The following is a 13576-nucleotide window of genomic DNA, read 5'->3' on the forward strand; positions in this document are numbered from 1 at the left end:
TAACAGAATTAAGCGAGAAGAAAAGGACGGCTGTCAAAAAGCATTTGGCTTAAACAGATACGCTGTTTTGCTTTTCTTCTTTTTCGGCTTTGATTTTGGCGAGGATCTGTTTGGATTCATAGACGACAATGCCTGTCAAACCGAGCAGGCCGATCAGGTTCGGAATTGCCATCAGGCCGTTCAGCATATCGGCAAGCGCCCAGACGAAGTCATTTTTAAAGACCGCTCCGAAAAAGACGGCGATCACAAAGATGATACGATAGACGATCGCATATTTTTCATTCAGCAGGTAGGTGAAGCATTTTTCTCCGTAGTACGACCAGCCCAAAATCGTCGAGTAGGCGAACAGCAGCAGTCCGATCGCGACGATTGTCGATCCCGCAGGACCAAGAAAGTGTGCGAATGTCATCGATGTCAGGGCATCGGTTTTTTCTGTCAGATACATATTTCCCATGACAATTGATATCCCCGTAATCGAACAGACAATCAATGTGTCGATGAAAACCTGGGTCATAGAGACAAGCGCCTGGCGGGCCGGCATATCGGTTTTTGCCGCGGCTGCGGCGATCGGCGCCGAGCCGAGACCTGCTTCATTTGAAAATACGCCCCGCGCTACGCCCCAGCGGATCACGGTTCCGATCGCGCCTCCTGCCACGGCTTGCCCGGTAAACGCGTCAGAGAAAATTAAACCGACAGCGCCGGGGACAAGTTCAAAGTTTGTGACAAGAATGATCAATCCGGCGATGACATAAAATAAAGCCATGACCGGCACGAACAGCGAGGTGACTCTGCCGATGCTTTTAATTCCCCCGAGAATGACAAGGGCGGTAAAAGTCGTGACAATAATGCCGGTTACCCAGGCAGGAACGGAAAAAGTGGAGCTCATGACTCCGGATACAGAATTTGACTGAACCATATTGCCTATTCCAAAAGCGGCAAGCGCCCCGAATATGGCAAATAACACGCCAAGCCACTTTTGCTTGAGGCCGTGTTCCAAATAATACATCGGACCGCCTGACATTTCGCCGTTTTTATCTTTCACGCGGAATCTGACAGCAAGCACCGCTTCAGCATATTTCGTCGCCATTCCGAAGAAGGCGGCGAGCCACATCCAAAATACGGCGCCCGGCCCGCCGGCAATAACAGCTGAGGCGACGCCGACGATATTCCCTGTGCCGACCGTAGCGGCAAGGGCGGTCATCAGCGCCTGAAAGTGGGAAATATCGCCTTCGGAGGATTTATCCTGATGCCTTGAAAAGGCGAGCTTTAAAGAGTAAGGCAAAAGTCTGACCTGCAAAAAAGCCAGCCTGAAAGTCAAATAAATCCCTGTTCCAACAATGAGAATCAAAAGCGGAGGCCCCCATAAAAAACCGTTCATTGTATCTACAATATGTGAAATAAATTCCATAGGCGAAATATCCCCCTTTAATTTTGTGTCTAACTAGAATATTCTGAAAGTTTGTTAGATTTGTCAATAGCATTGTCATCTTTTCTTCCCAAAGTTGAAAAAAACAGAAAAATCTTTAGTATAAAAGCAAAAGTGTTTTTTCTTTCTGAAAAGTGGGGAAAGAATAGAGGAGGCTCCTGAGTGATGATCAAAGTGTTATTTGTCTGCCTCGGCAATATTTGCCGATCTCCGATGGCAGAAGCTGTATTTAACGATATGCTCAAAAAAAGCGGACTGGAGGACCGGATCGAAGCCGATTCGGCTGGCACAGGAAGCTGGCATGTCGGCAAACCGCCTCATGAAGGCACAAGGTCGCTGCTGTCTGAAAAAAAGATAAGCTGCGAAGGCCTGTATGCAAGGCAGATTACTGACAAGGACCCGGAAGCGTTCGATTATATCATCGCAATGGATGCCGAAAATGCAGGCCATGTGAGAAGCCTTGCCGGCTACGGGAGCAAAGCCGTCATCCGGAGGCTGCTCGACTATGTCGAAGACTGTGAGACGGCAGATGTTCCTGATCCATACTACACCGGGAACTTTGAAGAGGTGTACGAACTCGTCGCGAAAGGGTGCCGCGAATTGCTGAAGGACATTCGAAAAGAACACAATCTATAAAAACGAAGGGAGAGATTTTTTATGAAAAACGACCGCGTTTTCATCAGAAATATCCTCCTCGGCGCTTCGGTCGGGGCGGTTATGTCACTGCTGCACAAACCGACTAGGGAAGCGTGCGGTGCAAAGCTTACCGCGTGCAAAAACAAAGTCCGCCTTTACCGTGCAAATCCCGGCATGCTCACCGAATGCGTGAAAGAAAAAATGGACGAAGCCAAAAAGCTGACGGCTTCCATATCGGATGATTTGAGCTTCTTAAATCAACAGATAAAAGAGCTGAAGGAAACGACGCCAAAAGTGATCGGCCTGATTGAGGAAACGAGGGATCACTTCACAGCCAAATCCAAAGGACGTACGGAGCCGGAAAAAGAATGAGTTTTTTGAAAGAGCTGGGCTGGCGTTTTTTCCTTCATGAAGGACCGAGCAAATCGGCGGAACTTGCCTACTTTTTTCTATTGTCTCTGTTTCCGTTTATGATTTTCCTATTGACATTGATCGGCTACCTGCCTGTCAAAACGGGCGATGTCATCGGGCTGATCGAACAGTATGCCCCAGAAGACACGATGTCCGTCATTGAAGAGACCCTGAATACCGGAAACAGGGGCCTGCTTTCTTTCGGGATCATTGCGGCGCTCTGGTCTGCATCAAACGGATTGAACGCGATTGTCAGGGCCTTTAACCATGCTTATGAAGTAGAGGAAAACCGCTCTTTTATCATGGTTCGGCTGACATCGCTCCTTTTGACCGCCGCGATGGTTTTCACAATATTGGTCGCGCTTCTTCTGCCTGTATTCGGGAGGGCCATCGGCCATTTTATCGCCAATCTGGACGGTACGCCGGAGATGTTTCTGACGGCATGGTCAGCGCTTCGCTGGGGAATCAGCCCGCTTGTGCTGCTGATCGTCTTTACGGCTTTGTACTTTTTTGCTCCGAATAAACGGCTGTCATTTAAATTCGTGCTTCCGGGAGCTGTTGCAGCGACCGCCGGCTGGATCCTCGTCAGCGTCCTGTTCTCATACTATGTCAGCGAATTTGCAAACTACAGTGCGACATACGGAAGCCTCGGCGGCATCATCGTCCTGATGATCTGGTTTTATTTAAGCGGAATGATGATTATTCTTGGAGGGGAAATCAATGCCCTTTTACATAAGCGTAAAATCATTCCTGAAGAAAATCCGCGGAATTGAGCAATCTATATATGAACGTTTCATGAGTTCAAAAGCGGAGGGATCATCATGGCAAAACACACGAAAAAAGGCGGCAGCCATAATAAACAAAATTCAAAGCAAAGTCCGAAGAACAAAACGAGCGGAAGCGCCAACGGACAAAACGGATATCATTAAAAATTGCCTTAAAAGGCCGGCTCCAGCAGCCGGCCTTTTTTACATTGGCGCCGCCTCAGATTGTTCGAGAGCGCCGTTTTTCTTCGTTTTGCCAAAGAGCACCCCGATCCAGATCAACACCATCACGCATGTAATCAAATAAAACAGGTTGCTGTTATGGAATATCTGCATATACCACCCGCCTGCAACCGGACCGAAAATGCTTCCGAAGCTGAATGTAATTCCGCACATCAAGTTCCCGGCCGGGAGAAGGCGTTTTGGAAGCAGGTCGGCCATAAAACTGATGCCGAGTGAAAAAGTTGATCCCACAGCCATTCCGGCTATGAAAAAACATGCCGCAAGCAGAAGAACGGATTCGGAAAAGCCCGCAGCAAAGAAGCAGCCTGCCCCGACAGCCAATATGACAAGGAGTACATTTCGCCTTCCGTACTTGTCGCTCAACACGCCGAGCGGATACTGAAAGACGATGCTTCCGATCGCAAAAGCCGGAAGAATGATCGATACGCCTTCGACGGAAATGCCCGACCGGAGCGCATAGACGGGAAAATTGCCGTTCAGGGCGGTTTCCAAAAAGCCGTAGCCGAATGTCGGCAAAAACGCGACCCACCCAAGCAGGAAGGCTTGAGCGAAACGCTTCAAGCTGTTATCGCTGCGGCTTTCAGAGCCGCTTTTCTCAGGGAAATCGTTTTGCAGGCAAAAAATAAACAGCCATGCCAGCAGGCTGAACGCACCTGAGACGATAAACGGCAATGATGGGGCGATGTTGACAAGCGGCGTTAAAAAAGGCCCGGCTGCAAATCCCAAACCAAACGAAAGGCCGTACAAAGAGATATTGCGGCCGCGTTTTTTTTCAGACGATAATGTGGTCACCCAAGTTTGCGTTGAAAAGTGCAGCATATGATCCCCGATTCCGATCAAGAGCCGCAAAAAGAACCAAACGATAAACGACTGAATAAAAACAAAGGCGAACAAACTCGCGCACACCATCACCCCGCCGATGACAATCAGCGGTTTAAAACCGAGCCTGCGAAGCGGCGCTTCCATGAAAGGCGAAGCGATCAGGACGCCGATGTAGAGGCCTGTCGCATGAAGCCCGTTCAGTGCAGCCGAATGGCCTTCCTGTTCGAAAATAACAGAGATGACCGGAAGGAGCATCCCTTGCGAAAAACCTGATATACTGACAATCAAAACGAGAATGAAAAAGTGAAATCTAGTCATCGGCCGATTCTCCTTATCCGTAATCCTTCTTTGATCGTACAACTTTCAGAAGTTTTCAGGCAAGGCGATTTTTCTTTTTCTTTCATAAGAGGTGTGATTCATGGAAATCGTGTGGAATCAGAACGGCTTTGAGGCTGATCTGGAATATGGGAAGCTTAAAATATCAAGCAATGAAGAAGCGGGATTCAGGCCTTATCAATTGCTGGCCGCTTCGATTGCGGCATGCAGCGGAACCGTTCTTCATAAAATTTTGGAAAAGAAAAGGATACAGCTGAAAGATATGATCATCGAAACAAAAGAAGAACGCATTTCCGAAGAGGCTGGCCGCATCAAAAGCATCCATCTTCACTTCATATTGAAGGGAGAAAACCTCGGTACAGAACAAATCAAAAAGGCGCTGAGAATAGCGCTGAAAAACTGCGCCATGGTGAGGTCTGTTGAAAACAGTATTGACATCACCGAAACATTTGAGATTCGCTGATGTTTAAAAACATGCGCCGCTGCGGAATAGATCAGTATGCCGTATATAAAGCGAAAAGTTCGCACAAAAATAACCTACACCAAAAAAGAAAAGAGGAATGAAAAATGAGCCGTTTTTTCTTTTGGATGATGGCTGCAGGTGTTCCACTTTCTGTCGCAGGGAGCCTTCTGCATTGGCCGCAGGTTTTATTGTTCATCATATACTGCCTGACGATCATCGCGCTTGCAAGCTATATGGGAAGAGCCACCGAAAGCCTTGCGATCATTGCGGGACCGAGGATCGGAGGCCTTTTAAATGCGACGTTCGGAAACGCCGTTGAGCTGATCATTTCGATTTTCGCGTTGCGGGAAGGACTGATCGGAATTGTGCTCGCATCGCTGACAGGATCTGTCTTGGGCAACCTTCTCCTGGTCGCCGGGCTTTCGTTTTTCATCGGGGGCCTGAAATATAAGCGCCAGGAATTCAACGTGTATGATGCGAGACACAATTCAGGTCTGCTCATGTTCGCGGTGATTGTCGCTTTCGTTATCCCTGAAGTGTTTTCAGCTGAAATGACAGAGCCGAGGAAGCTGTCGATGAGCGTCGGCATCAGCATCATCATGATTTTGCTTTACCTGGCTGCACTTTATTTCAAGCTTGTCAGCCACCGCGGGGTTTACCAGACGAATCAAAATGAGCAGGAAGAATCGCATGAAGAGCCGGAATGGTCGGGAAAGCGCGCAACATTGATCTTATTTTTGGCAACTGTTGCCGTCGCCTACATTTCCGAGCACCTCGTCCATACGTTTGATACGGTGGCCGAACAATTCGGCTGGTCGGAGCTTTTCATCGGGGTCATCATTGTCGCGATCGTCGGAAACGCGGCAGAGCATGCTTCCGCCGTCATTATGGCCTATAAGGACAAAATGGATGTCGCGGTTGAAATTGCGATCGGATCAACGCTTCAGATCGCGATGTTTGTCGCCCCTGTTCTTGTCATCAGCTCTTTGTTTTTTCCAACGAGCATGCCGCTCGTCTTTACCTTGCCGGAGCTGGTCGCCATGGCTTCCGCCGTCCTTTTGATGATCATCATTTCCAACGACGGGGACACGAACTGGTTTGAAGGCGCGACATTGCTGGCCGCTTATATCATCATGGGAATCGGTTTTTTCCTTCTTTAAAAAAATCGGGATAAACAGAGAGCATCCGGAAAACAATAAGGAAAAAGAAACAGAAAGAGTGATAGTATGAAAAAGCTTTTGTGTTTTACGCTGACTGCGTTTTTATCCTTTAGTTTTTTCGCTGTACAGGAAGCTGACGCAGCCAAGCCGATCAAGATTCCAAGCTCTGTCACGAATATTTCCAAAGAGAACACATACCCTAACGCCTCTCAGGATCAGCCGAGGCTGCAGCCGAGCGAATTAGCCGAAGAGCTGCTGAAAACAACCGATATTGCGATTGAAAATCCGCATCTGATTAAAATGCTGAATGAGTCAAGCATTTCCGGCACACCGCTGGCAATCGGCTATCGGGCGACGATTTATTTGGGCAGATGGGCGCTAGGTTACACCTCGAATGAAACCGTTGCGAACTGGGAATACCGCAAAATCAACACAAACCGCTTTGACAACCGGGGCGGGAAAGCACCTGCAGAACTCACGTATTCCCAGGAACAGACGAGCAAAATCAAAGGCGGCTTAACAGCGAAAGTTCCAAAGGCGGAAGATGTCAAAAATATGATGATGCTCAAAGCCATGGAAAAAACAAAGCTGCCGCTCGCCTTTGAAACAGTGGTCGGCTCCGGTACAAAACGCGATCAGATTTATAAAGTGCAGCCGAAAAAACTGGGAAATTTACACGCCTATGCACCTGCCGTCAATGAAAAAGGAAAAGTCACCTACGGCGAAGTGTACATCGTATTAAAAGGCAACAAAAGAAAGCTAGTCGTCAAAAATATCACCTCGCAAGGAATCGGCGCTTGGATTCCTGTACAGGATCACCTGACATTCGGCTTTCAGCTCAGCCATCAGCCGAAATAAAAAAGCAAGCCTTTGCGGCTTGCTTTTTTCATACTCTTGCTGTTCTGGAAGTAAAATCAACATCTTGATAATAGCTGTTTTTGACGAGCACATTCGGTCCGAGGCACCGGACGTGCGGGCAGTGGCAGTTGAGTTCTTTGGCAAGCTCTGTTTTTCTCCACTTCGCGTAGGCGCTTGGCAGGCTGTCTGTCTGAATGTTGCCGAGCGGCGGAGTATCTCCGAAATCGGTCACGATGATATTGCCGTCAAAAATATTGACGTTCAGGCGCGATCTGCCGTCAGGGTCGTTTCTGACGGTGACGTTTTTCGCTTCGCGCAGCCGCTGTAAGAGGGCGTGATCTTCAGGATCAGGGCTGCACGCGTAAAACGGCAGAGTGCCGAACAGCATCCACGTATTTTCGTCGCGAATGTCAAGAAGGCGGTGGATCGCTTTTCTCATGTCTTTTAAGCTTAAAGATTCAAGTGCGCTTGCAAAGTCGCTCGGATACATCGGATGGACCTCATGGCGCTGGCATTTCATGTCTTCGACAATTTGCCGGTGAATATGCTCGATATGAGGAAGCGTCCGTTTGTTGAGCATCGTCTCGGCGGAGACCATGACCCCTTCATCAACAAGCGTCCGGCTGTTTTCGATCATTTTTTCGAAATAGCGCGCCCGCTGTGCAAACGTCGGCTTTTTATCCATCATAGCGAAGCCGATTTCTGCAAAGTCTTCGACCGTTCCCCAGTTGTGGGAAATATGAAGCACATCCAGGTAGGGGATGATCAGCTCGTAGCGGCCGATATCGAGCGTCAAGTTTGAGTTGATCTGCGTCCGCACGCCGCGTTCATGAGCGTATTTTAATAAAGGAACGACATATTCCTTTACAGATTTTAATGAGAGCATCGGCTCGCCGCCCGTAATGCTTAAAGAACGAAGGCGGGGAATCTCATCAAGCCGTTTCAACAGAAGGCTGACTGGCAGCGCGTCCGGGTCCTTCGTCTGGAGCGTATACCCGACGGCGCAGTGCTCGCAGCGCATATTGCAAAGAGTCGTCGTCGTAAATTCAACGTTCGTCAGCTGTATATCTCCAAATTGGTCAACGTCCATGTAGGCTTCCCACGGATCATATTCCGGGGTGATCGGACGAGCCTGCATTTTTTCTGTCATGACATATCTAACTCCTTTATGATAGGACATACTAATATAGCCCAACTATTCATTTTAGACCTGATCCTTGAGGCATGCAAGTCATGGATGATTGAAAAAAGGCCGTTTATAGGCTACGATAAAGGAACAAAAGGAGGAGAATCATGGGTAACGCAGTACATGACAAAGAACAGCAAGTCAATTATTTGAAAAACAGATTGGATATGTTTATGTCAGTCATCGATTCTTTAGACCCGGAATCGACCGACCTTGAAGATATTGACAGACTGATCAGCATGCTCGACGATTTGGAAGCCAAATACGAGCGCTTTAAAAAAGACTGGAAATAAAACCGCGCATTCTCTGCCGCGGTTTTTTTTGTTTTCCAAGTGTTGCTTGGTATGAAATGCTCAGCCCTTCTGCACAATAAGAAAAAATAAAACTGGGAGCGAGAAGATGATGAAACGAATCTGTGCCATATGCTGCGGATTCCTGCTGACGCTGGCGTTCAGCGGCAATGCTGAAGCGATTTCCAACAAGGCGATCCATTGGGGTTTTTCAAAAAGCAAAAACCATCAGCCGGCAGATGCGGGTCAAGAGCTGACCAACCTTTTACAGCAGTACGACGCCTTTTATTTGGGCAACACAAAGGAAAAAACGATCTATCTGACCTTTGATAACGGCTATGAAAACGGCTACACCCCTCAGGTGCTCGATGTTCTGAAAAAACAAAACGTCAAAGCGGCCTTTTTTGTGACGGGCCATTTTGTCAAAGATCAGCCGGAGCTGATCAAGCGAATGGCCGAGGAGGGGCATATCATCGGGAATCATTCATATCACCATCCGGATCTGACGACGAAAACAAGCCGCGTCATTCAAGAGGAATTGGAATCGGTCGATGAGGAGGTTTACAAAATCACAGGCGAAAAAAACAACCTCTACCTGAGACCGCCTCGGGGCATTTTCAGCGAGCGGGTGCTCGAAGAAACGAAAAAGCTCGGCTATCAAACGGTATTCTGGTCTGTTGCTTTTGTCGATTGGAAAATCAATGCCCAAAAAGGGTGGCGCTATGCGTACGACAATATGATGAAACAGGCTCACCCCGGCGCCATCTATCTGCTTCACACCGTCTCGAGAGACAATGCCGAAGCGCTTGATCAGGCGATCACCGACTTGAAAAAAGAAGGTTATACATTTAAAAGCCTCGATGACCTGATGTTTGAAAAATCTATGATGCTTGAGACCCTTTGAAAGAACAATGCCCCGGCCGCTTTGCCGGGGTTTTGCTTTGGCTGAAAAAATTGATGCTTCAGGCTCTTTTTATTTCCCCTAGTCAATTCTATAGAATAAAAATCCATTTTATATACATATATTACTGGATTTAAAAAGAAAATAGGTATATCATTGATAGTGAAGGGGGAATTACCATGTCAAAATCAGTAAAATCAGTCACATCACCTAAAAAATTTATTACAGGAAAACGACTGCTGGAGAACTTGAACGACTACATTGAAGATTTTGGCGACAACGCATATATCATTTGCGATGAATTCATTTTGGAACGCGCTCAAAAAGAAGCGGGGAATTCGATTCAGAAAGCCGGCAATCAAGCCGTTTTTGAAAAATTCAATTACGAATGCACACAGGAAGAAATCGATCGCAACCGGGAGCTTGCACGCAATGCAGGCGCTAATATCATCGTTGGGATCGGAGGCGGTAAAACGCTTGATACCGCAAAAGCCACCGCTTATTACGAGAAGCTGCCGGTTGTGATTTTCCCGACAATTGCTTCTACGGATGCTCCATGTACGGCCCTTGCCGTCATTTATAAACACGACGGATCGTTTGACCGCTATCTGTTTTTGCCGACGAACCCAGATGTCGTTCTTGCGGACTCTGAGATTTTGGCATCCGCGCCGCCGCGCTTTTTCGCAGCCGGTATCGGTGACGCCTTGGCGACGTATTTTGAAGCGCGTGCCTGCTTTAAAGCAAACGGCGATAACCTCGTGCTGATGAAGCCTTCAACAACTGGATTGGGACTTGCCCGTCTTTGCTATGATACGCTGTTGGAAAACGGTGTGAAAGCGATGCAGGCGGTTAAGCACGGCGTTTCCACACGAGCGGTCGAAGATACAATCGAGGCGACCATCTATTTAAGCGGCGTCGGTGCCGAATCAGGCGGTCTTGCCGCCGCACACGCGATCCACAACGGAATGACAGCCGTTCCTTCTCTGCACAGGGCTCAGCACGGCGAAAAAGTCACGTTCGGCCTTTTGGCGCAGCTTGTTCTTGAAAACGCGCCGGCCGAAGAATTGGAGACCGTTATTGACTTTATCAAAGGCGTCGGTCTTCCGTTGACATTAAAAGACCTCGGAGTCGACGAATTTGTCGAAGAAGAATGGCGCCAAGTCGCTCAAAGCGCTTGCGCGGAAGGCGACACAATGGGCAACATGCCGTTCCCAGTCACCCCTGACGACGTCTACAATGCGATCGTCGCCGCCAACGCGATTGCAGAATCTTATCACGATTAATAGACGAAAAGCCGTTTCCGTGAAGGAGCGGCTTTCTGCTTTGGGTTAGTATATTAGTTTGTGAATCGGCGGTCTGTCCGTGCTTTTGAATATGAATTGTGTGGTACGTTTCCCAGAGTAAAATTATGAATTTCTTTTATAGCAGTTTCCCAAAAACGAGCTGTTTGACTCGTGTGACAGCCGTTCATTTCACCACTTTAATCTTCAACCTCGGCTCTTCTTCAATTCCGGATGCAAATGCATCCTCATTTCCCGGAGCCGTAAAGGTGACGCTGTACGTTTCCTGTGAATGCGGCGACAGTTCCAGCTCTTCCGGCTGAAAGTCAAATTCATTTATTATATCAGGGGTGAGCTGGACGCGTGCGGTCTTTTTCCCGTAGTTGTTGACTTTCACCTCACAGTCCATGCTTCCTGCTTCCATATCGCCCTGATAGCTGCAAGCGCTTCCCCTTTTCATATATTCCACGGCGCTATCGCCTTGTGCATTCCATTTTTGAAAGAACATCAGCTGTTCTGTGACCAGCGGGTAAAATACTGAATTACCGATGATAAACAAAAACAGCTTAAAGCGGATCCACGGTACTCCATAATAATGGCGCCACGCCATAATGAAGCCGGCGATGATCATAAACATGCAGATCAGAACCACTAAATTCCGGATGGGCAGTTTTAAAAAGCCCGAAAGCGCGTCTGCTACAGACGCGCCTTGATGATTCTCGGCGCTGATCAACAGCCCGATAACGATCATGATGATGCCGGCAAGCCCTGTATGTACCTTCATTTCTTTCCCTCCTCAGTTGTAGAAATAGTCGAACAGAGAGGAAAAAGGTTTCCGGTTTTACTTGAAAATGTCAAACCATCCTTTATGCCGGAACCAGAAGATCATGCCGGCGACAACGGCTGCCATTATTCCGAGGATGAAAAAATAGCCGTAGCGCCAATGCAGTTCAGGCATGTTGTCAAAGTTCATGCCGTACACTCCGGCAATGAAGGTGAGCGGAATAAAAATCGTTGAGACGATCGTCAGCGTCATCATAATGGCGTTCATCCGGTTGGAGTTGAGCGTCTGGTAGCTGTCCCTCAAATCGGCTGTCATGTCACGGTTGTTTTCGACGATTTCGGCCAGCTTCAAGAGATGGTCGTAAATGTCGCTGTAATACGCTTTTCGTTCGCGGTTTTCTTTTGAAATTTCAATGTTTAAAATCCGGTAAAGCAAATCCCGCATCGGAATGATTGTTTTCCTCAGCTTTAAAAGGTCGCCACGGATATCAAACACCTCGTTCATCAGCGTTCCATACGTTTTCCTGCTGTCGCTTTCGGCAATTTCATTGAGGCGGTCTTCTATTTTGTAAAGAATCGGGAAATATTCGTCCACAAGCGTATCCATGACCATATAGGCGATGTGGCCCGGTCCGTTTTTCCACAACTCGCTGTTTTCCGAAAGCTGTCTTCTTACTTTTTCAATGCCGTCTGAGTGATGAAAATGAAATGTAACGATGAAATCCTTTCCAACGAATAAATCAACTTCTTCAGACGCCAAAGTCTTTTGATTCAACGCATGTATGACGAAAAAAAGATAATCTTCGTATTGATCGAGCTTGGGACGCTGCAAGCGATGTACGCAGTCTTCGACCGATAAAGGGTGAAAGTGAAAATGGCTTTTGAGCAAGGAGACTTCTTCTTCCGAAGGCTGATCGAAATCGGTCCAAAACCACTCAATATCTTGATCTGTCAGCCTTTCTGCTTTGTTGTCGGATAAAAGCCGTCCGTCCTTTGTCATCGCAAAATGTTTAATCATCGATACCCCTCCGCTTACATAGGATGCTGCGCTGTGCTGTGATTCATTCGATGAAAAATAAAATGTTGTTCTTTTTTAAGAGAATTTGAAACATGGTATACTGTGGACAAAGAAGAAAAAGGGATGGGAAGCGATGTGGAAGGAAACTGTAAGCGTAACACCGCCTTATCATTTTGACCGCGTGTTGGACAGGCTTTCGCTTGATCCGCTCAATGCGGTCAACCTCGACAAAAGGGAGGTCAAGCTGCCGCTCCGCAATCAAAACAAAGAGCCTCGGGTTGTCGCTGTGCAGGCGACGGGAACTGCTGAAGCCCCGGCGTTTGCCGTCAGCGGAATAGACGATCGAGATGACATGATAAAAGAAGTGAAACGGATCTTCAGATGGGAAGAAAGTCTTCAGCCTGTACTGGATCACTTTTCACAATCAAGCCTATCATCGATTTTTGAGGAGCATGCCGGAACGCCGCTGGTGCTCGATTTTCATTTGTATCATTGCCTGATGAAATGCATTATCCACCAGCAGCTGAACCTGTCTTTTGCTTATACGCTCACGGGGCGGTTCGTTCACACTTTTGGAGAGCAAAAGGACGGGGTCTGGTTTTATCCGCTTCCCGAAACGATTGCACAGCTTGACTACAACGACCTGCGCGAACTTCAATTCAGCATGCGAAAGGCTGAATATGTCATCGATACATCAAGGATGATCGCAGACGGCCGTTTAGATCTTGATGAGCTTGATCAATTATCAGATGAAGATATTATGGAAAAGCTGGTGAAAATCAGAGGAATCGGCCCGTGGACCGTCCAAAACGTTCTGCTGTTCGGACTCGGCCGTCCCAATCTGTTTCCGGCAGCCGATATCGGCATCCAAAATGCCATCAAACGCCATTTTGGCTTAAACGATAAACCGACAAAAGAACAAATGCTTGAAATGAGCAAAGAATGGCACCCTCATTTAAGCTATGCTTCCTTGTATTTATGGAGGAGCATCGAGTAGAA

15 protein-coding genes are annotated in these 13576 nt (G+C 47.7%); 10 read left to right on the plus strand and 5 right to left on the minus strand.

Annotation, left to right across the window (positions count from 1 at the left end; genetic code table 11):
• Positions 1–49: 49 nt before the first annotated feature.
• On the minus strand, positions 50–1408 hold the full coding sequence (locus tag H7F26_RS10525) for an alanine/glycine:cation symporter family protein (RefSeq protein ID WP_003179786.1): 1359 nt from the start codon (positions 1406–1408) through the stop codon (positions 50–52).
• Between the two features lie 183 nt (positions 1409–1591).
• Between H7F26_RS10525 and H7F26_RS10530 the strand changes: the two genes are divergently transcribed.
• Genes H7F26_RS10530 through H7F26_RS10540 form a run of 3 tightly spaced genes read left to right on the plus strand, consistent with a single transcriptional unit; the run spans position 1592 to position 3246 of the window.
• Positions 1592–2062 carry a low molecular weight protein-tyrosine-phosphatase gene (locus H7F26_RS10530; protein WP_003179788.1) on the plus strand — a complete coding sequence of 157 codons (471 nt, stop codon included), beginning with the start codon at positions 1592–1594 and terminating at the stop codon, positions 2060–2062.
• 21 nt (positions 2063–2083) lie between these two features.
• Positions 2084–2434 carry a hypothetical protein gene (locus tag H7F26_RS10535; protein ID WP_003179790.1) on the plus strand — a complete coding sequence of 117 codons (351 nt, stop codon included), beginning with the start codon at positions 2084–2086 and terminating at the stop codon, positions 2432–2434.
• Positions 2431–3246, plus strand: coding sequence for a YihY/virulence factor BrkB family protein (locus tag H7F26_RS10540; protein WP_003179792.1), 816 nt, complete (start codon positions 2431–2433; stop codon positions 3244–3246). Before H7F26_RS10535 ends, H7F26_RS10540 begins: the two co-directional genes overlap by 4 nt.
• 195 nt (positions 3247–3441) lie before the next feature.
• Here H7F26_RS10540 and H7F26_RS10545 read toward each other — a convergent pair whose 3' ends face one another.
• A complete protein-coding gene (locus tag H7F26_RS10545; RefSeq protein WP_003179795.1) occupies positions 3442–4620 on the minus strand; it encodes an MFS transporter in 1179 nt (392 codons plus the stop codon).
• A 100-nt stretch (positions 4621–4720) separates the two neighbouring features.
• Here H7F26_RS10545 and H7F26_RS10550 point away from each other — a divergent pair, with 100 nt between their 5' ends.
• The 3 genes from H7F26_RS10550 (at position 4721) to H7F26_RS10560 (ending at position 7119) form a co-directional block, all read left to right on the plus strand.
• On the plus strand, positions 4721–5101 hold the full coding sequence (locus H7F26_RS10550; RefSeq protein ID WP_017474108.1) for an OsmC family protein: 381 nt from the start codon (positions 4721–4723) through the stop codon (positions 5099–5101).
• A gap of 104 nt (positions 5102–5205) precedes the next feature.
• On the plus strand, positions 5206–6261 hold the full coding sequence (cax, locus tag H7F26_RS10555) for a calcium/proton exchanger (RefSeq protein WP_003179800.1): 1056 nt from the start codon (positions 5206–5208) through the stop codon (positions 6259–6261).
• A 66-nt stretch (positions 6262–6327) separates the two neighbouring features.
• Positions 6328–7119, plus strand: coding sequence for a YfkD famly protein (locus H7F26_RS10560; protein WP_003179802.1), 792 nt, complete (start codon positions 6328–6330; stop codon positions 7117–7119).
• 28 nt (positions 7120–7147) lie between these two features.
• Here the strand turns inward: H7F26_RS10560 and yfkAB are convergent, their stop codons facing one another.
• Entirely contained in the window at positions 7148–8269 is a 1122-nt protein-coding gene (gene yfkAB / locus H7F26_RS10565) for a radical SAM/CxCxxxxC motif protein YfkAB (protein WP_003179804.1), read from the minus strand.
• A gap of 143 nt (positions 8270–8412) precedes the next feature.
• On the opposite strand from yfkAB, the gene H7F26_RS10570 reads away from it, so the two are divergent.
• From H7F26_RS10570 to H7F26_RS10580, 3 genes are all read left to right on the plus strand, one after another.
• Positions 8413–8598 (plus strand): SE1561 family protein, encoded by a 186-nt coding sequence (locus H7F26_RS10570; protein ID WP_003179806.1) that lies wholly within the window; start codon positions 8413–8415, stop codon positions 8596–8598.
• A 109-nt stretch (positions 8599–8707) separates the two neighbouring features.
• The gene (gene pdaA / locus H7F26_RS10575) at positions 8708–9499 is read left to right on the plus strand and encodes a delta-lactam-biosynthetic de-N-acetylase (RefSeq protein ID WP_011197655.1); all 792 of its coding nucleotides are present in this window, start codon (positions 8708–8710) and stop codon (positions 9497–9499) included.
• Between the two features lie 176 nt (positions 9500–9675).
• A complete protein-coding gene (locus tag H7F26_RS10580; RefSeq protein WP_003179810.1) occupies positions 9676–10779 on the plus strand; it encodes a glycerol dehydrogenase in 1104 nt (367 codons plus the stop codon).
• A 184-nt stretch (positions 10780–10963) separates the two neighbouring features.
• On the opposite strand, the gene H7F26_RS10585 is transcribed toward H7F26_RS10580, so the two are convergent.
• Both H7F26_RS10585 and corA read right to left on the minus strand, forming a co-directional pair.
• The gene (locus H7F26_RS10585; RefSeq protein ID WP_003179812.1) at positions 10964–11560 is read right to left on the minus strand and encodes a hypothetical protein; all 597 of its coding nucleotides are present in this window, start codon (positions 11558–11560) and stop codon (positions 10964–10966) included.
• 57 nt (positions 11561–11617) lie between these two features.
• Positions 11618–12577: a magnesium/cobalt transporter CorA gene (gene corA / locus H7F26_RS10590; RefSeq protein ID WP_003179814.1), complete on the minus strand. Its 960-nt coding sequence runs from the start codon at positions 12575–12577 to the stop codon at positions 11618–11620.
• A gap of 133 nt (positions 12578–12710) precedes the next feature.
• Between corA and H7F26_RS10595 the strand changes: the two genes are divergently transcribed.
• Positions 12711–13574: a DNA-3-methyladenine glycosylase family protein gene (locus H7F26_RS10595; protein ID WP_017474110.1), complete on the plus strand. Its 864-nt coding sequence runs from the start codon at positions 12711–12713 to the stop codon at positions 13572–13574.
• Positions 13575–13576 lie beyond the last annotated feature (2 nt).

Source organism: Bacillus sp. PAMC28748, from assembly GCF_014250415.1.
In the GTDB taxonomy this organism is placed as follows: domain Bacteria; phylum Bacillota; class Bacilli; order Bacillales; family Bacillaceae; genus Bacillus; species Bacillus licheniformis.

What these genes read in the sequence shown, in the direction of transcription:
- H7F26_RS10525 (WP_003179786.1), bottom strand. Translation starts at nt 1,408, where the DNA reads ATGGAATTTATTTCACATATTGTAGATACAATGAACGGTTTTTTATGG.
- H7F26_RS10545 (WP_003179795.1), bottom strand. Translation starts at nt 4,620, where the DNA reads ATGACTAGATTTCACTTTTTCATTCTCGTTTTGATTGTCAGTATATCA.
- H7F26_RS10540 (WP_003179792.1), top strand. Translation starts at nt 2,431, where the DNA reads ATGAGTTTTTTGAAAGAGCTGGGCTGGCGTTTTTTCCTTCATGAAGGA.
- H7F26_RS10560 (WP_003179802.1), top strand. Translation starts at nt 6,328, where the DNA reads ATGAAAAAGCTTTTGTGTTTTACGCTGACTGCGTTTTTATCCTTTAGT.
- H7F26_RS10550 (WP_017474108.1), top strand. Translation starts at nt 4,721, where the DNA reads ATGGAAATCGTGTGGAATCAGAACGGCTTTGAGGCTGATCTGGAATAT.
- H7F26_RS10585 (WP_003179812.1), bottom strand. Translation starts at nt 11,560, where the DNA reads ATGAAGGTACATACAGGGCTTGCCGGCATCATCATGATCGTTATCGGG.
- H7F26_RS10530 (WP_003179788.1), top strand. Translation starts at nt 1,592, where the DNA reads ATGATCAAAGTGTTATTTGTCTGCCTCGGCAATATTTGCCGATCTCCG.
- H7F26_RS10580 (WP_003179810.1), top strand. Translation starts at nt 9,676, where the DNA reads ATGTCAAAATCAGTAAAATCAGTCACATCACCTAAAAAATTTATTACA.
- yfkAB (WP_003179804.1), bottom strand. Translation starts at nt 8,269, where the DNA reads ATGACAGAAAAAATGCAGGCTCGTCCGATCACCCCGGAATATGATCCG.
- pdaA (WP_011197655.1), top strand. Translation starts at nt 8,708, where the DNA reads ATGAAACGAATCTGTGCCATATGCTGCGGATTCCTGCTGACGCTGGCG.
- corA (WP_003179814.1), bottom strand. Translation starts at nt 12,577, where the DNA reads ATGATTAAACATTTTGCGATGACAAAGGACGGACGGCTTTTATCCGAC.
- H7F26_RS10595 (WP_017474110.1), top strand. Translation starts at nt 12,711, where the DNA reads ATGTGGAAGGAAACTGTAAGCGTAACACCGCCTTATCATTTTGACCGC.
- H7F26_RS10570 (WP_003179806.1), top strand. Translation starts at nt 8,413, where the DNA reads ATGGGTAACGCAGTACATGACAAAGAACAGCAAGTCAATTATTTGAAA.
- cax (WP_003179800.1), top strand. Translation starts at nt 5,206, where the DNA reads ATGAGCCGTTTTTTCTTTTGGATGATGGCTGCAGGTGTTCCACTTTCT.
- H7F26_RS10535 (WP_003179790.1), top strand. Translation starts at nt 2,084, where the DNA reads ATGAAAAACGACCGCGTTTTCATCAGAAATATCCTCCTCGGCGCTTCG.